The sequence below is a fragment of the Amycolatopsis sp. NPDC049691 genome (genome assembly GCF_040675005.1).
In the GTDB taxonomy this organism is placed as follows: Bacteria; Actinomycetota; Actinomycetes; order Mycobacteriales; family Pseudonocardiaceae; genus Amycolatopsis.
In genome coordinates this window covers 160,371-177,154 of record NZ_JBFANX010000020.1, presented here as the reverse complement: position 1 = coordinate 177,154, position 16,784 = coordinate 160,371, and the positions used below count along the sequence as shown (strand labels likewise).

Here is a 16,784-nt window from a genome sequence, read left to right as displayed (position 1 = left end):
CGATGAACGTCGTAGTTCGACAACTACCGTACTACGTCCCTCCGACAATTTCGATCGGCGTCGTACAATGAGCTCATGGCCAAGTCCGTCACCCTGCCGCCGATCGTCATGCCCACGCGGGAGGAGATCACCGTCGAAGGCGTGCTCCGCGCCCTCGCCGACCCCGTGCGGCTGGCGATCGTGCGCCAGCTCGCGGCGAGCGGCACGGAGGTCTCCTGCGGCGCGCTGACTGTGCCGGTGACCAAGTCCACAATCACCCACCACCTGAGCATCCTGCGCCAGGCCGGGGTCGTGGCCGGCCGCCAGGAGGGGACGACCCGGTTCAACTCGTTGCGCCGCAACGACCTCGACGCGCTGTTCCCCGGCCTGCTCGACGGCGTTCTGGCCGCCCAGCGCTGAGCCCGCCCGTTACGGTGTGGATCGTCACCCGATATCGGGATGACAACCGCCCCCCTCGCTTGTTGAACTGGGCATAGGCAGCTCACGGCGCTGGGGCCGATTGGCTGTCTTTATTTATGCCCCTGTACTGAACCGATCCAGAGATCGGCAGAGTAATCGTTTACCCACCTGGAAGGAGTGCCGTGCCCGTCGCGCTGCTCGCGCTCGCCATCGGAGCTTTCGGCATCGGGACCACCGAGTTCGTCATGATGGGCGTGCTGCCCCAGGCGGCCGCCGACTTCGGCGTCGACATCCCGACCGCCGGCTACCTGATCTCCGCCTACGCCCTCGGCGTCGTCGTCGGCGCCCCGCTGCTCACCGCGGTCGCCGTCCGGCTGCCGCGCAAGACCATGCTGCTGGCCATGATGGGCCTGTTCACGCTGGGCAACGGCCTGTTCGCACTGTCGCCCAACCACGAGTTCGGCGTCGCGTTCCGGTTCCTCGCCGGCCTGCCGCACGGCGCGTTCTTCGGCGCCGGCGCGGTCGTCGCGTCCGGCTTGGTCGGCCCCGGCCAGCGCGCGAAGGCCGTGTCGATGATGTTCCTCGGCCTGACCCTGGCGAACGTCATCGGCGTGCCGCTCGGGACGCTGCTGGGCCAGCAGGTCGGCTGGCGCGCCACCTTCGGCGTCGTCGCTGTCATCGGCCTGATCGCCGCGGCGGCCATCTGGAAGCTGGTCCCGCACCAGGGCAAGCCCACCGACGCGTCGCTGCGGGGCGAGCTGGGTGCGTTCAAGCGGCCGCAGGTGCACCTCGCGCTGGCGATCGTCACGTTCGGCCTCGGCGGCGTGTTCGCCTGCCTGTCCTACATCACGCCGATGCTGACCGACGTCGCCGGCTACTCGCCGTCGAACGTCACGCTGCTGCTGTCCCTGGCCGGCGTCGGCATGACGATCGGCAACCTGCTCGGCGGCCGCCTGGCCGACCGCGCGCTGATGCCGGGCCTGTACGCGGCGCTGCTGGCGCTGGCCTGCGTGCTCGGGATCTTCACGATCACGGCGCAGGGCAAGGTCGGCGCCGCGATCACGATCTTCTTCGTCGGCGTCGCCGGGTTCATGATCGGCCCGATGATGCAGGCGCGGATCATGGAGAAGGCGGGCGGCACTCCGTCCCTGGTGTCGGCCGCCGTCCAGTCCGCGTTCAACATCGCCAACTCGATCGGGGCGTACCTCGGCGGGCTGGTGATCGCCGGCGGGCTCGGCCTGGTCGCCCCCAACTGGGTCGGCGCCCTGCTGGCCGTGTTCGGCCTGTCCCTGGCGATCGTCTCCGGCACGCTCGACCGTCGCGAGGCTAAAGCCGAACGGCGTGAACTCGCGATGGCGTCCTAAGAGGACGCGAACGGGCCGCCGATGATCGTCAGGGCCACGTACAGCACCGCAGCCGCGAGACCGGTGTAGGTCACGATGTCCACGACCTTGCCGCGGATCGCGAGCAGCCCGGCCCTGGCGGTCGGCAGCACCGCCCGCAGCACCGCGGCGAGGAGGAGCGCGGCGCCGATCAGCGCCGCGCCCTCCCGCCAGTGGTACTGGACGATCCGCAGCGCGGCCACGGCCACCACCAGCAGCACCGCCGTGAACGGGAGCTGGGTGAACCGGGACTGCCTGCTCCGGCGGTCGTGGACGTCCCGCCGGTCCTCGGTCATCGTCATCGGCCCTGAAGGCCCTGGACCGAGCGCTCCGCCGCTTCGACGACGTTGCTCACGAGCATCGCCCGGGTCATCGGGCCGACGCCGCCGGGGTTCGGCGAGATCCAGCCGGCGACCTCGGCGACTCCCGGGTGGACGTCGCCGGTGAGCTTGCCGTCCACGTGGGACACGCCGACGTCGAGCACCGCGGCGCCCGGCGCGACCATGTCCGGCGTGATGATCCCCGGCACGCCCGCGGCGGCGACCACGATGTCGGCGCGGCGGACCTCGGCGGCCAGGTCGCGGGTGCCGGTGTGGCACAGGGTCACGGTGGCGTTCTCGCTGCGGCGGGTCAGCAGCAGGCCCAGCGTGCGGCCGACGGTGATGCCGCGGCCGACCACGGTGACGCGCGCGCCGTTCAGCTCGACGCCGTGGCGCTTGAGCAGTTCGATGATCCCGTACGGCGTGCACGGCAGCGCGCCCCGCTGGCCCAGCACGAGCCGGCCGAGGCTGACCGGCGCGAGGCCGTCGGCGTCCTTCTCCGGGTCGATCCGCTCGAGCACGCGGTTCGCGTCGAGGTGCTTCGGCAGCGGCAGCTGCACGATGTAGCCGTGGCAGGCCGGGTCGGCGTTCAGCTCGTCGATGACGGCTTCGAGCTTCTCCTGGGAGATGTCGGCCGGCAGGTCGCGGCGGATCGAGTTGATCCCGATCTTGCCGCTGTCGGCGTGCTTCATCCGCACGTACGAGTGGGAGCCGGGGTCGTCGCCGACCAGGACGGTGCCCAGGCCCGGCGTCACCCCCTTCGCGGCCAGCGCCGCGACGCGCGGCTCGAGCTCCGCGAAAATCGCGTTCTTGGTGGCCTTGCCGTCGAGAATCTTCGCCGTCACGGGCCCCATTCTGGCAAAGCGACCCCCGCGCGTCGCTTCCAGGCGTGGGTGGTCGCTGCCCGTAGACTGGCCGCTACCCCACACGGTCCATTCGCGACGCTCGCCGCGATCAAGCTGTGATCTACCGCACTTCGCATCACGCGAGGTCAGAACGGGTGCCGCCGGGTCGCCGAGCGGCAAAACCCACATGCGGGGTGCACACGCGCGCGCGAACAGTCAAAATGTGCGGGTGGCACAACCGACGACGCAGCTGAACGCGACCGAGCAGGACACCCTGGTCAAGCAGATCGGCCTTGCCCTGCTCCGTGCCGCCCCGCGCGACTGGCGCAAGGTCACCGCGGAGTACCGAGCCGTCGGGAGGTACCACGAGCTGACCGGCGAGATCGTCACCGAGGACGGCACCGTCCACGAGTGGCTCGCCACCCACGACATCGCCACCCTGTTCGGCAGGCTGCGCGGCGGTATGTACCGCGACGGCCGCGGAACGTGGTTCAACGCGCGCTACCAGCTGGACCACCCGTCCAGCTACAACCTCGAGTACAACCGCGACGAGCCGGTGTGGAACCTCGCGCCGCCGCCGCAGGCCTACTCCGACGAGCTGCGGATGTTCCCGCGCACCGAGGAGAACGTGCCCGAGTGGCTGATCCGGCGGATGTCCGGGCTCGGCCCGGAGCAGCCGGGGCCGCACTTCCGGATCGCGCGGATCTTCGACACGATCGGCCCGGCGGGCCGTCCGGTGATCAACCGCCCCGACCTCGAGGTCGAGGAGCAGGACCGGCTGCTGGAGTACCTCGATCACGCGCCGCTGGTCGTCACCGAGCGCGGGTACGACATCGACCGCCTCGCCGCGACGCCCGAGGCCACCGTGCCGGTCGCCTTCCACAGCGACGGCCAGTGGATCTGGCCCGCCGCCGTCAACTTCTACCTGCGCAAGTACGGCGTTTCGCCCGAACTGGACCTGGTCGAGCACGTCCGGGCGGTCGGGTTCACGCTGCCTCCGGTCGACGAGCCGACGCTGCAGGCCGCCGGCGCGTACCTGACCCGGGGCAACCAGCCACCGCCCCAGCAGCAGCGCCCGGCCGGGCCGCCGCCCCAGGGCCCGCCGCCGCAGCAGCAGGCGCCGCAGGGCCCGCCGCCGACCATGGTCGCGACGCCGCCCGTCGCGCCGCCGCAGCAGCACCAGGAGCCGCCCGCGCCGGCGGCTCCCCCGGCCGAGGAGCAGGGCTACGCCGAAGAGGCCGAGTTCGCCGAAGAGGCCTACGACGACCGGGAGTTCGACGACCGCTTCGCCGAGGAGGACTCCTACGGCGAGGGCGAGTACGAGCACGCGGCGGGCTCGAACGGCACGTCGCCGGAGCCGGGCCGGGTGCCCGACCTCGAGGAGACCGCGGAGTACGTCCCCGACCAGCCGATCGGGCACGAGGAGCAGCCGCGCGACGGCGCCGCGTTCGACGCCCCGCGGGCGGGCGAGCCGGAGGACGAGGAGCACGACGGCCCGCACCCGGACGACGAGCACTCCGCGCACCGCGAAGCCGACGAGCAGGCCGCCTTCCAGCAGCACGGGGACGAGGAGCACGCGGGGTTCCAGCCGCAGCGGGACGAGGAACACGGCGGGTTCCAGCCACGCCACGACGAGCCACCGCGCGGGTTCCAGGGCCGCGACGATGCGCCGCACGGGTTCCAGGGCCACGACGAGACGTCGCACGGGTTCCAGGGCCACGAGGAAGAGCAGCCCGGCTTCCCGGGCCGCGGAGCGGAGCAACCCCAGGGGTTCCAGGCCCGCGAGGAGGAGCCGCCTGGCTTCCAGGGCCATGCGGACGAGGAGCCGCCCGGGTTCCAGCCTCGGCAGGACGAACCCGCGCACGCGGCCTTCGAACCCGGCCAACCGCGACAAGAAGAACCCGCCCACGCCGCCTTCGAACCCGGCCAACCGCGACAAGAAGAACCCGCCCACGCCGCCTTCGAACCCGGCCAGCCGCGGCAAGAAGAACCCGCCCACGCCGCCTTCGAACCCGGCCGGCCCCGGCAGGAGGAGCCCGCGCACGCCGGGTTCCAGCCGCCGCGGCGCGAGGAGCAGCCGGCGTTCGACCCCGGCCCGCCGACCATGATCACCCAGCCCGAGGTGCCCGGCGTGCTGCCGGTGCCGGAGCCGCCGGCCCCGCAGCCCCAGGCCCAGCCCGAGCCCGCGCAGCCGCCCGCGGCGGCGGCGCCCCGCTCGGGCCGCCGCGCGCTGCGCCGCGAGACCCCGGACCACCCCGTGCTCGCCGGGCTGCAGGCCAAGCTGGACGAGCTCGAGGTCCCGGAAAGCGGCTACAAGCTGGGCGAACCCGCCGAGCACGGCTGGAGCGTCGAGCAGGTCGACGAGGGCTGGCGCGTCGGCTGGTACGACGGCAAGCTCAGCAACCCCGCGGTGTTCGGCGACGCCGAGGACGCGGCCGCGTTCATGCTCGGCAAGCTGCTGCTCAACCCGGAGGGCCACGTGCCCGAGCCGGAGCCCGAACCGGAACCCGAGCCCGAGCCGGAACCGGCGCCGCAGCGGGTCGTCGCGACGCTGTCGCCGGAGGTCGCGACCGGGTCGTACCCGGTCCGCAAGCCGGACCCGGTGCCCCCGCAGGAGCAGACCGCGTTCACGAGCGCCGAGGAGCTCTTCGGCGACCTCGAGGACGACGAACCGCCGGCCCCGCCGCGCCAGCCCGCTCCGCCCGCGCCGGTCCCGGCCGGGCCGCCGCCCCTGGCGCAGCAGCAGGCCGGTCCGCCGCCCGTGGCTCCCCCGCCGCCCCGGCGCGAGCCGCCGTCGGCGCCGACCGTGCTGGCCCCTCCGGTGCAGCCGGGTGTCCCGCCGGTGCCGCCGGCCGCCCCGCCCGCTCCGCCGCGCCGTGAGGAGCCGGCCCGCCCGGCCGTCAACGGCGGGGGTGGCGGTGGCCAGCAGCAGTGGCCGATCGGGCCACTGGCCGGCGAGCCGCCGCTGACGCTCTTCCGCGGCAAGGAGCTGCGCGAGCTGCCCGCGGGCAGTGAGCTGGACCGCTTCGGCGGCCCGAACGGCAACCTGACGTACGCTGCGGGCACGCCGTTCGCCGAGCGGTCGCTGGTGCCCGAGTGGGTGAACCGGCCGTACCACGTCTACCGCGTGCAGCGGCCGCTGGAGACGCTGGCCGGCGTCGCGATCCCGTGGTTCAACCAGCCGGGCGGCGGGTCGGCGTACCTGCTCCCGGCGTCGATCGAGGAGCTGCTCGCCGAGGGCGACCTCATCGAGCTCGACCCGGGCGAACCCCCGATCGACTGAGTCCGCTTCGAAGGCCCCGGCGCTGCCGGGGCCTTCGTGGTTTCAGCGGATGACGAGCCCGTGCGCGGCGGCGAAGGCGATCGCGGTCTCGACGTCGACGTCGGCGCCCCGCAGATCGGCCTGCACCAGGGCGTTCGCGTCGAGCCGCGCACCGCGCAGGTCCGCGCCGTCGAACTTGGCGCCCTGCAGCCGCGCGCCGGTCAGGTCGCTGCCGCGCAGGTCGGCGCCGGTGAGGTCCGCTTCGGTCAGGTTGGCTTCGCGCAACCGCAGGCCGGACAGGCCCAGCCGACGCAGCCGCGCCTTCGCGAGCGACGCCAGCGAGAGGTCGCACTCGGTGATCGCGATGCCGCCGAACCCGCTGTCGGCGAACGACGAGCCGAGCAGCGAGCACGACGTCCAGCGGCTTTCGACGAGCACCGTGCGGTCGAAGGTGCACGAGCGGAACGCGGAGGCGTCGTGCCGCGAGCGGGAAAGGTCGGCGCGGCTGAACACGCAGTCGTCGAACGTGCAGCCACGCGTCCGCAGCCCGCTCAGGTCCGCCCCGGTGAAGTCGCAGCCGGTGAACCGCCGCTTTTCCCACCACTGCCCGGACAACACCGCTTCGCGGTAGTCCTCCCCCGTCTCCAGCACGGCCCCAGGGTGCCACACCGGTCAGGGCCGCATGCCTTGGACGTAGTTCATCGCCTCGACGTACTCGGGCAGCTGCGCGCGGCGTGCCATCTCGGCCTCGTCCAGGTTCTCCAAGCGGGTCTGGATCCACCACAGGTTGCCGAACGGGTCGCGCACGCGGCCGACGCGGTCGCCGAAGAACAGCACCGTCTGGCGGGTGACCTCGGTGGCGCCGGCCGCGATCGCGCGCCGCTGGGTTTCTTCGCTGTCCGGCACGTAAAGCCGCAGGAACGCCGGGGTCTCGGCCCAGCCGTCCGGCGAGTCGAAGGCCATCACGACCGCGTCGCCGATGCGGACCTCGGCGTGGCCGATCTTGCCGTCTTCACCGACGACCCTGGCGAGTTCTTCGGCGTCGAACGCCTGCTTCAGGAAGTCGAGCAGGCCCGCGGTGTCGCGGCCGATGATCCACGGCGTGACCGTCGTGTAGCCCTCGGGAACCATGATTTCCTCCTCCAGTTCGGGTGTGGCCCCGACCCTAAGATCGAAATAGGACAGTTCCTGACCGCTGCATACTGGGCTCATGGGAGTTCCGCTGCGGCCGGTGGCGGCGCGGTCGGTGTACCGCGAACACGCGCCCCCCGCCGCGCTGGCCGACGTCGTGGCCTGCGGCTGGCACGGGAGCACCGGTTGGGCGCGGCCGTTGCGCGTGCTGCCCGACGGCTGCGCGGACCTCGTCTGGGACGGCGAGGCGCTCACGGTGGTCGTCACCGTCGGGGCGCCCCTGCGGTTGTGGGTCCCGGCAGCGGCGGCGCGCGTCGGCGTGCGGCTGCGGTGCGGCGCCGCGGCCGCCGTGCTCGGCACGGCCATGCCGGAACTGGCCGCGGTGACCAGGCTGAGCGACCTCTGGGGCGCGGCCGCCCGGCTCGCCGAAGAGCAGCTCGCGGCGGCTGATCCCCAGGCACAACGCGGAATCCTGGAGTCGCTCGTCGCCCGCCGCGGCGCGACGCCGGACCCGCGGGTGCTGGCCGCCGTCCGATCCCTGGGTACAGCCGCGCGGACGTCCGACCTCGCCGTGGGGATCAGCGAACGCTCGTTGCGGCGGCACTTCGTCCACGCCGTCGGTGCCGGACCGAAGCAGCTGCACCGGGTCCGGCGGTTCCAGCGGTTCCTGCGTCTCCTGGAGCCCCTCGCGGCCGGGCGGGCGTCGCTGGCCGGCGTCGCCGCCGGGCTCGGCTACGCCGACCAGTCGCACCTCGGCCGCGAATGCCGCCGCCTGTCCGGCTCCTCCCCCGCCGCGCTCGTGCGGGTGGCCGAAAAGTTCCAGACGCGGGCGGCGGACGCGCGCAACGATCGGGCGCATGTTCCGAGTCACCATCGCGGTGCGCGCTGACGACCTCGACGTCAACGGCCACGTCCGCGGCCCGGCCTACCTCGCCTACGCCGACCACGCGCGCTGGGTGTGCGTCCAGGCCGCGGGCATCGACCCGGCCGAGCTGGCCGCGCGCCGGATCGGCCCGGTGAACCTGGAGACGACCGTGCGGTTCCACCGCGAGCTCGTCCCCGGCAGCGAGGTCACGGTCGGCTGCGAATTCTCCTACGGTGAAGGCAAAACCTCGCGGGTGACGCAGGAGTTCCACGCGCCGGACGGCACGCTCGTCGCCTCGGTGTCGTCGGTGTCGGGACTGCTGGACCTCGACCGGCGACGGCTGCTGCCGAACCCCGGCGCGTACTGGCAGGAGCTGGCGGCTCACCCGGAATTGCTCGGCCTGAAGCCGAAAACCGCGTGATCTTTTCCGGCCCGCTGACTACGGTGGCGCCGTGCCCGACCACGACTACGTCGACCCGTACCTCGCCTCGCTCTACGACGCGCTGAACCCGCGGGAGAGCAGCGGCGACTTCGCGTTCTACCTGCCGATGATCATGGCGGCGGACTCGGTGCTGGACGTCGGGTGCGGCACCGGGTCCCTGCTGCACTGGGCGCGCGAGTCCGGCCACGAAGGCCGGCTCGTCGGGCTCGACCCCGCCGAGGGCATGCTCATCCAGGCCCGCCGACGCGACGACATCGAGTGGGTGCACGGCGATTTGTCCGGGGTTTCCTGGGACGGCGAGTTCGACTTCGCCGTGATGACCGGGCACGCGTTCCAGGTGCTGCTCACCGACGACGAGTTACGCACGGCGTTCGCGGCGGTCCACCGGGCGCTGAAGCCGGGCGGCCGGTTCGGTTTCGAGACGCGCAACCCGGCCGCCCGCGGCTGGGAACGCTGGACGCCCGACCACGTCTGGGAAGCCGGCGAGGTGCGGTCCTGGAACGACGCCGGGCCGTTCGAAAACGGGTACGTCAGCTTCACGACGACGTACGAAAGCCCTCAGTGGGACGCGCCGCAGTACAGCGAAAGCACGTTGCGCTTCCTCGATGTCCCTTCCCTGAACAGGTTCGTCGAGGAAGCCGGGCTGGTCGTCGACGAGCAGTACGGCTACTGGGACCGGACACCGGTGACCGGCACGAGCCCGGAAATCATCACGATCGCCCGGCGGCCCCTCACCTGAAGTCGCGCGACTTCGCCTTGATCCGCATCGGCAGCGCCTCGACGCGGTCGGCGAGCACGCTCACGACACCGTCGGCCTTCTCCACCACCCCGCGGATCAGCAGCGCCGGGCTGGCGCGCGCGACGCGGTGGTAGCGCTGCCACAGCCCGAGCGTGCAGATCACGTTGACCATCCCCGTCTCGTCCTCGATGTTGAGGAAGGTGACCCCGCCCGCGGTCGCCGGGCGCTGGCGGTGGGTGACGGCGCCGCCGATCAGCACGCGCGCGCCGTCGTCGAGGTCGGCCAGGCCGCTCGCCGGGACGACGCCGAGCGCGTCGAGGCGGTCGCGGATGAACTCGGTCGGGTAGCTGTCCGGCGATACCCCGGTCGCCCAGACGTCGGCCGCCGCGAGGTCGAGCCCGTCCATCCCGGGCAGCGTCGGGGCGTGCGCGCCGACCAGGCCCGGCAGTTTCTCCGGACGCTCCCCCGCGACGGCGCCCGCGGTCCACAGCGCCTGCCGCCGGTCGCCGCCGAACCCGGCGAACGCACCGGCCGTGGCGAGGGCCTCGATCTGCGGGGTCGTCAGCCGCACGCGGCGGGCGACGTCGGCCATGTCGGTGTAGTCGCCGTTCGTGAGCCGCTCGGCCACGATCCGCTTCGCGACGTCTTCGCCGATCATCCGGACGGTGCTCAGCCCGGTGCGCACATCGTGGAACTTCCCGGTGCCGGCTTCGAGGGTGGCGTGCGGGAGGCTGCGGTTGATGTCGGGACCGTGCACGGTGACGCCGTGGCGCCGCGCGTCGGCGACCAGCGACTGCGGTGAGTAGAAGCCCATCGGCTGCGCGCGCAGCAGGCCGGCCAGGAACGCGTCCGGGTGGTAGAGCTTGAAGTAGGCGCTGGAAAACACCAGGTGCGCGAAGCTCAGCGCGTGGCTCTCCGGGAAGCCGAAGTTCGCGAACGCCTTGAGCTTCAGGAAGATCTTCTGCGCGAGCTCGTCTTCGACGCCGTTCGCGGCGGCGCCTTCGAGGAACCGTTGCCGCAGCCGTTCCATCTTCCGGTCCGACCGCTTCGAGCCCATCGCGTGCCGCAGCTGGTCGGCCTCCGCCGCGGTGAAGTTCGCGACGTCCAGCGCGATCTGCATCATCTGCTCCTGGAACAGCGGCACGCCCTTGGTCTTGTGCAGCGCCTTCTTCAGCAGCGGGTGGTCGTAGCTCCACTCCTCGCGGCCCTGCTTGCGGCGGATGTACGGGTGCACCGAGCCGCCCTGGATCGGGCCCGGCCGGATCAGCGCGACCTCGACGGCGAGGTCGTAGAACTCCCGGGGTCGCAGGCGCGGCAAGGTCGCCAGCTGGGCCCGGCTCTCCACCTGGAACACGCCGATCGCGTCGGCGCGGCAGAGCATGTCGTAGACCTTCTGGTCGGTGAGGTCGAGCTCGGCGAGGTCGATCTTCTCGCCCTTGTGCTCCTCGACGAGGTCGAGCATGTAGTGCAGCGCGGAGAGCATGCCGAGGCCGAGCAGGTCGAACTTGACGAGCCCGGCGGCCGCGCAGTCCTCCTTCTCCCACTGGATGACGCTGCGGTTCTCCATCCGCGCCCACTCGACCGGAACGACCTGGCTCACCGGCTCGTGGCACATGACCATGCCGCCGGAGTGGATGCCGAGGTGGCGCGGGAAGTCCTCGAGGGCGAACGCGAGCTGCACGACCTCGTCCGGGATGTCGTGGTCGTGGTCCTTTTCGGTGCTGCGCAACGAACCCCAGCGGTCGATCTGCTTGCTCCAGGCGTCCTGCTGGCCCGGCGAGTAGCCGAGGGCGCGGGCGGCGTCGCGGACGGCGGACCGGGCGCGGTAGGTGATGACGTTCGCGACCTGGGCGGTTCTGAGGCGGCCGTGCTTTTCGAAGACGTACTGGATGGCCTCCTCGCGGCGGTCGGACTCGATGTCGAGGTCGATGTCCGGGTAGCCGTCGCGGTCCGGGGCGAGGAAGCGCTCGAAGAGCAGCTCGTTGGCCACCGAGTCGACCTTCGTGATGCCGAGCGCGTAGCAGACGGCCGAGTTCGCGGCCGAGCCCCGGCCTTGGCAGAGGATGTTGTGGTCGTTGCAGAACCGGACGATGTCCCAGACGATCAGGAAGTACCCGGGGAAGCCGAGCTTCTCGATGATCGCCAGTTCGTGCTCGATCTGCTGCTTCGCCTTTTTCTCGTGGGGCTTGCCCTTGAAGCGTTCCTCCGCGCCTTTCTCGGTGAGCTTCCGGAGGTAGGTCGCTTCGGTTTCGTTTTCCGGGACGTCGAACGGCGGCAGCTTCGGCGCGATCAGCTTGAGCGGGAACGCGCATTCCATGCCGAGGAGCGCCGAGCGCCGGACGGCCCCGGGGTAGCGCCGGAAGAGGACGTCCATTTCGGCGCCGCTGCGCAGGAACGCCGTGCCGGCCGCGGGCAGCCAGCCCTCCAGCTCGTCGATGCCGCGCCGGGCGCGGATCGCGGCGAGGGCGTCGGCGAGCGGGGCGCGTTCCGGGCGGGCGTAGTGCGCGGCGGTGGTGGCGACGGTGGGGAGGTGCAGTTCTCCGGCGAGCTGCGTCAGGACGTCGTTGTGCGTGCTGTCGAGCGGCTGGCGGTGGTCGGTGAGCTCGACGTAGACGTTGTCGTGGCCGAAGAGATCGGTCAGTTCCTTCAGTTTCTCCGCGGCGGCTCTCGGGCCGTCCGTGACGAGAGCGGAACGTACGGCACCCTTGCGGCAGCCGGTGAGCACGACACACTGCCCGGCGACCTCTTCGGCGACGGCGCCGAGGTCGTAGATCGGCCGTCCCTTTTCGGCCTTTTCGTGGATCTGGCCGGCGGTGATGGCCCGGCAGAGGGCCCGGTAGCCCTGGTCCCCGCGGGCGAGGAGCAGGAGGTGTTCGCCTTCGGGGTCGGCGACGCCGTTCTGGGGATTGGTGAGGCCGAAGCTGAGCTCGGTGCCGAAGACGGTGTTGACGCCGAGTTCCCGCGCGGCCTCGGCGAAGCGCACGACGCCGTACATGCCGTCGTGGTCGGTGAGGGCGATGGCATCGAGCTGGAGGCGCGCGGCTTCTTCGACGAGCTCTTCGGGATGGCTGGCGCCGTCGAGGAAGCTGAAGTTGGAGTGGCAGTGCAGTTCGGCGTAGGGGACGCGGACGGTTTCGCCGCCATCGTCGTTGCGCCGGGTGGGGAGGTCGCCGGGCCGCCGGTAGGCCTCCCGCCGGCGGCCCCAGGCGGGGCTGTCGCCGTGGTCACCGGGAGGGACCCCGCCGGCGAGGGTGCGGGCGAGGTCCTTCCAGGGGACGGGTGGGTTGTTCCAGCCCATTCAGCGGCTCCCGGGCTGGTCGGGATCGATCGGCGCTTCCCGGCGGCGACGGTGCCAGTTGCTGGGGTGGTTCCAGCGGCTGCGGGCTTCGGCTTCGCTCATGCCTGGTGGGTTGGTGGGCAGGTGGCGGATTTGCCCACGCTCGGCGGGTTCACTGGCGCCGGACTGGTCGGCGGTCGCTTCGCCGGGCCCGCTCATGCGGCAGCCATTCTCTTCCGAGGCTCGCGGGACCGGCAGCGCGATGACCGGGCACACCCACTCTTCCTCGAGTTCATCGACCGGCTCCCTCGGCAGCCGGCCGCGAACCGTCCACCTCTCCGGATCCGCCTGCGGTGCCGGTACCTCGCGCAGCCACTCGCGCTCCTCCTCCGGGTGGCGCGGGGTTGCCTCCGGCTCGGCGCTCAACCAGGCCCGGAGCTTGCGTGCGTAGTCCTCGTCCATGCTCAGTCGTACACTCCCTCGACCGTCCACAGTGGATTTTCCGTGCCCGCGCAGTGCAGCAGCACCGCCTCGGGCGGGTCGTCCGGTTCGCCCGCGAGCAGCAGCTGCAGCCGCGCGCGGCGGGGGCCCGTTCTTCGGCGGTCGCCCGCCAGGGGCCACGGCCCCGCCCAGCCCACGACCTCCCGCCGCGGGCCGCCGGTGATGCTCAGGGCGTGCGGGGTCGCCGTCAGCCGGTCGCGTGCCGAAATGCCGATCGGGTTGCCCTCGGCGTCGACCACCTGGGCCGGCACCGGGCGGTCGAGGACAGTCGCCGGGGACGGGGCCGGCAGCCGTCCGGGCCAGGTCGCGTCCGGGGGCGTCGACGGCTCGCGCGGGTCGCCCCACGGCACCAGCCGGACGCGGCCCGCCGGGTCGCGGCCGCCGTCGAGCAGCGGTGTCACCACGCCCTCCGGCCCCAGCAGGCCCTGGACCCGGACGAACGCCCGCGCCGCGCGCTCGTCGTCCTCCTCGGTTCCGCCGTTCTGCCACAGGTCGAGCTGCAGCGACCGGCCCTCGACGACCTCCTCGGGTTCCAGCCGCAGCCGCACCACGCCGGACGTCGGGCGCTGCCCCGGTGCCGCGCGCAGCCAGCCTTCGAACTGCCAGCGCACGCGGTCGGCGACCCCGGCGGGCGTCAGCGGTTCCGCGCACCGCCACGCGCGGCCGAGGTGTTCGCCTTCTTCGGTGACCGCGTAGATGCCGAGCCGCGTGCAGGCGAGGCCGTGGCCGGCGAGCGCGGCGCAGAACCGCGACGCGAGGCCCTTGGCGAGGAACGCGGCGACGTCGACCCGCTCGACGACCGGGTCGAACTCCTCGGTCAGCGTCAGCTCCGGTGGCGGGCTCCGCCGCAGCGGCGGGCGTTCGGACCGGCCCCGCGCCAGCCGGTGGGCCAGCACGCCGGCCGCGCCGAACCGGTTGACGACGTCGCGTTCCGGCAGTGCCGCGAAGGCGCCGAGGGTGCGCAACCCGAGGCGCCGCAACAGGTCGACGAGCTCCGCGCGGTCGGCGCCGGGCTGGTCGAGCTCGGTGATGGGCAGCGGGGCGAGGAACTCGGCGACGCGCCCGGGTTCGACGAACTCCCCGCACCGCGCGGCGAGCGTCGCGGCGAAGAGCCCTTCGGCGACGCCGACCTGGCACTCGACGCCGGCCGCGGCGGACACTTCGTCGACGAGCCGTTCGACGAGGGCGTGCTCGCCGCCGAAGTACGCGGCGGCGCCGTCGACGGGGACCGCGACGAGCCCCGGCCGCACGACTTCGACCCCGACGACGAGGCCTTCGACCGCCCGCGCGACGGATTCGAAGAGCCGGGCGTCCCGGCCGTCGTCGGCGGCGAAGACGGCCAGGTCCGGGCAGTTCGACTGGGCCTCCCGCCGCCGCATCCCCCGCCGGACACCGTTGCGCCGGGCCCCGGCATTGCTCGCGACGACCCGGTTGGCACTGAAGACGGCGGCGGGCGCGGTGACGGAAACCCCACCGACGGCCGCCGCGGCGACGACGGGCCAGTCCGGGCACCAGAGGACGAGCATCCGGGTGGCGAGCTCCCCGGACCGCCGCGGCGACGGGACAGTCATCCGACCTCCCCGGGAGAACCGGCGCAGCCAGTCCACAGTGGACGAACGGCCGTCATGCCGTCGCCTCGTCGCGAAGGGGAACGGCGACCGGTGCGGAGGAAGGAGCGAGCGACCCGCCCGGCCCGGGCAGCGCCACCGAAGCCGTCATCGGGCGAGCCGCGGCCCCCCGGCCGCGCGCCCGCACCGTCACCTCCCGCTCGCGCAGGTGCCCGTAGCCGTCCTCGAGCCCGGCCCACGCCGAAAACCGGCACGACAGCTCGACGTCGGCCCCCGGCCACGCACCGAACGTCAGCAGCACCGCCCCTCGGTGCCTCGCCCGGGCAGACAACCGCCGCGCCACGGCTGCCTGGACCGTCTCCGAATGGATCGCCACCAGGTCGACCCCGTCGAGCAGCGCGGCCGCCACCGCCGGGAGCTCGGCTCCCGGCCGCGGGACCAGCGCCACCCGGCGGAGGTCGACGCCGTACTCGGCCGCCGCCGCCAGCCCCAGCGACGGCATGCCGACCACGGCCGCCCACGACCCGGTGGCGGTGGCTTCGGCGAGCAGCGCGAGCAGCAGCGACGTCCCCCCGTGGACCGCGACCGTGCTCCCGCGCCGGAGCCCGGCGGCGGGCAGCAGCCCGGCCAGCGCCGGGGCGACCGGGAGCACCCTTCCCGTCACCCGCGCACGCTCGGCCTGGACCGCGACCCGGCTCGCCGTGCTGACCCCGGGCAGGGCCGCCAGCCGGGCCACCGGCGGCTCCACCACAGCGGTCACCGCACGCACCTCCCCACCACGGACTAGGCCGGCGGTCGGGCCTCTCCCAAAAACACGACCGACGGCACTGGTTCGCCGCGGGGAAGGCGGCGGTTCCACGTCGAACAGGTGTTCGACGTGAACAAGTCAACCGCTAACCGCCCGAGGTGTCAAGTCACCCACTGGTGGGGTAGGCACCTTGGAACGCGAGACGCGCGTCGGCCTCCGAAGCGATCCGGGACAGCTCGTCGTCCAGCACCAGGAACGCTTCCCACGGCTCGCCCGCCAAGAGCCCCGCGACCCGCGACTCCAGGTCCGGCACCCGTTTCCCCTTCCACACCTTGTCCGCCAAGCTCACAAGCAGGTCTTCGACCGTCGCGTCCGGCGCGGACCAGGACCCGTGCGTCCCGGCGAACCGGGCCAGGCCCTCGGGAACGCCGTGCGACAGCAGCAACGCGTACCCCGCCGGCCCGTGCGCCGACCCCGGCCCGGACAGCTCTTCGGGGTGCCGGACCTTCCCGATGTCGTGTGTGGCCGCCCCGAACAGCACGGCGCCGGCGTCGAACGCGACGCGGTCCGCGGCCCACGCGGTCAGCGCGACGGCGACGTCGTGCACCACGCGCAGGTGCGCCCCCAGCCGCGGCGGCGCGTCCAGCGTCTCCAGCAGTTCACGCGCCCGCGGGGGCAGCGGCGCGAAACCCGGGGCGTCCAGCGCGGCGCGCAGCAGATCGATCACCCCGCCACGGTAATGAAGTTGCCCGCGCCGGACCCCGCTCGCTAGACACACTCCCGTGGAGCTCACCGAAGCCCGGCCCGAAGACTGCCCGGAACTGCTCGTCCTGCAACGCTGCTGCTGGGTCCAGGAGGCCGTCCTCAACGACACCCTCGACATCCCCGCGCTGCACGAGACCCTCGAAGACGTCCGCGACTGGACGAAGACCTGGTCGGTGTGGGTGCTGCGCGAGGACCACCGGCTGGTCGGCGCCGTGCGGGCCCGGCTCGAAGGCGACCGCTGGGAGCTGGGCAGGCTGATGGTCGCGCCGGACCTGGCCGGGCGCGGGCTCGGCCGCCGGCTGCTCGAGCACGCCGAAGCGCAGGCGCCCGCCGAAGCGCGGCGGTTCGCCCTCTTCACCGGGGCCCGCAGCACCCGCAACATCACGCTCTACCAGCGCGCGGGCTACCGGCTCACCGACGCGCCCGCGGCCGGCGGGCACATCAGCGGCGCGGTGTACCTCGAGAAGGACGTCACACACCGCTAATAACCCGGTCCGCCCGCCTGACGCTGCGGCGTCGGCTAGATTGCCCGGTGGACTT

The 16,784-nt window shown here is 72.9% G+C and carries 16 protein-coding genes; 7 read left to right on the top strand and 9 right to left on the bottom strand.

The features are described 5' to 3' along the window. Positions 1–75 precede the first annotated feature (75 nt). Both AB0J40_RS36190 and AB0J40_RS36185 read left to right on the top strand, forming a co-directional pair. On the top strand, positions 76–399 hold the full coding sequence (locus tag AB0J40_RS36190) for a metalloregulator ArsR/SmtB family transcription factor (RefSeq protein ID WP_364462474.1): 324 nt from the start codon (positions 76–78) through the stop codon (positions 397–399). Positions 400–581: 182 nt separating this feature from the next. Beyond that, positions 582–1,763 (top strand): MFS transporter, encoded by a 1,182-nt coding sequence (locus AB0J40_RS36185; RefSeq protein ID WP_364462471.1) that lies wholly within the window; start codon positions 582–584, stop codon positions 1,761–1,763. Here the strand turns inward: AB0J40_RS36185 and AB0J40_RS36180 are convergent. Both AB0J40_RS36180 and AB0J40_RS36175 read right to left on the bottom strand, forming a co-directional pair. Then, entirely contained in the window at positions 1,760–2,083 is a 324-nt protein-coding gene (locus tag AB0J40_RS36180) for a DUF3017 domain-containing protein (protein ID WP_364462468.1), read from the bottom strand. The two genes, AB0J40_RS36185 and AB0J40_RS36180, sit on opposite strands and share 4 nt — an antisense overlap. After that, positions 2,080–2,946 carry a bifunctional methylenetetrahydrofolate dehydrogenase/methenyltetrahydrofolate cyclohydrolase gene (locus AB0J40_RS36175; RefSeq protein WP_364462465.1) on the bottom strand — a complete coding sequence of 289 codons (867 nt, stop codon included), beginning with the start codon at positions 2,944–2,946 and terminating at the stop codon, positions 2,080–2,082. The genes AB0J40_RS36180 and AB0J40_RS36175 overlap by 4 nt, the downstream gene beginning before the upstream one ends. Before the next feature lie 223 nt (positions 2,947–3,169). On the opposite strand from AB0J40_RS36175, the gene AB0J40_RS36170 reads away from it, so the two are divergent. Next, entirely contained in the window at positions 3,170–6,229 is a 3,060-nt protein-coding gene (locus AB0J40_RS36170) for a glycohydrolase toxin TNT-related protein (RefSeq protein WP_364462462.1), read from the top strand. A 42-nt stretch (positions 6,230–6,271) separates the two neighbouring features. On the opposite strand, the gene AB0J40_RS36165 is transcribed toward AB0J40_RS36170, so the two are convergent. Together AB0J40_RS36165 and AB0J40_RS36160 are read right to left on the bottom strand one after the other, a co-directional pair. Then, a complete protein-coding gene (locus tag AB0J40_RS36165) occupies positions 6,272–6,859 on the bottom strand; it encodes a pentapeptide repeat-containing protein (RefSeq protein ID WP_364462459.1) in 588 nt (195 codons plus the stop codon). Between the two features lie 21 nt (positions 6,860–6,880). After that, positions 6,881–7,339 carry a VOC family protein gene (locus AB0J40_RS36160; RefSeq protein WP_364462457.1) on the bottom strand — a complete coding sequence of 153 codons (459 nt, stop codon included), beginning with the start codon at positions 7,337–7,339 and terminating at the stop codon, positions 6,881–6,883. Between the two features lie 79 nt (positions 7,340–7,418). On the opposite strand from AB0J40_RS36160, the gene AB0J40_RS36155 reads away from it, so the two are divergent. From AB0J40_RS36155 to AB0J40_RS36145, 3 genes are read left to right on the top strand one after another with little or no spacing between them, the layout of a single operon-like run. Next, a complete protein-coding gene (locus AB0J40_RS36155; RefSeq protein WP_364462454.1) occupies positions 7,419–8,228 on the top strand; it encodes a helix-turn-helix domain-containing protein in 810 nt (269 codons plus the stop codon). Further along, entirely contained in the window at positions 8,197–8,625 is a 429-nt protein-coding gene (locus tag AB0J40_RS36150) for an acyl-CoA thioesterase (protein ID WP_364462452.1), read from the top strand. Before AB0J40_RS36155 ends, AB0J40_RS36150 begins: the two co-directional genes overlap by 32 nt. Positions 8,626–8,656: 31 nt before the next feature. Further along, a complete protein-coding gene (locus tag AB0J40_RS36145) occupies positions 8,657–9,385 on the top strand; it encodes a methyltransferase domain-containing protein (protein ID WP_364462449.1) in 729 nt (242 codons plus the stop codon). Here the strand turns inward: AB0J40_RS36145 and AB0J40_RS36140 are convergent. From AB0J40_RS36140 to AB0J40_RS36120, 5 genes are all read right to left on the bottom strand, one after another. After that, positions 9,378–12,683, bottom strand: a complete 3,306-nt coding sequence (locus AB0J40_RS36140) for an error-prone DNA polymerase (protein WP_364462446.1) — start codon at positions 12,681–12,683, stop codon at positions 9,378–9,380. The two genes, AB0J40_RS36145 and AB0J40_RS36140, sit on opposite strands and share 8 nt — an antisense overlap. Then, positions 12,684–13,124 carry a hypothetical protein gene (locus tag AB0J40_RS36135; RefSeq protein ID WP_364462443.1) on the bottom strand — a complete coding sequence of 147 codons (441 nt, stop codon included), beginning with the start codon at positions 13,122–13,124 and terminating at the stop codon, positions 12,684–12,686. Positions 13,125–13,126: 2 nt separating this feature from the next. Further along, positions 13,127–14,689 carry a DNA polymerase Y family protein gene (locus AB0J40_RS36130; RefSeq protein WP_364462577.1) on the bottom strand — a complete coding sequence of 521 codons (1,563 nt, stop codon included), beginning with the start codon at positions 14,687–14,689 and terminating at the stop codon, positions 13,127–13,129. Positions 14,690–14,786: 97 nt separating this feature from the next. Continuing rightward, the gene (locus AB0J40_RS36125) at positions 14,787–15,491 is read right to left on the bottom strand and encodes a hypothetical protein (RefSeq protein ID WP_364462440.1); all 705 of its coding nucleotides are present in this window, start codon (positions 15,489–15,491) and stop codon (positions 14,787–14,789) included. A 154-nt stretch (positions 15,492–15,645) separates the two neighbouring features. Next, positions 15,646–16,206, bottom strand: coding sequence for an HD domain-containing protein (locus AB0J40_RS36120; protein WP_364462437.1), 561 nt, complete (start codon positions 16,204–16,206; stop codon positions 15,646–15,648). A gap of 55 nt (positions 16,207–16,261) precedes the next feature. Here AB0J40_RS36120 and AB0J40_RS36115 point away from each other — a divergent pair, with 55 nt between their 5' ends. Next, entirely contained in the window at positions 16,262–16,729 is a 468-nt protein-coding gene (locus tag AB0J40_RS36115) for a GNAT family N-acetyltransferase (RefSeq protein WP_364462434.1), read from the top strand. Positions 16,730–16,784 lie beyond the last annotated feature (55 nt).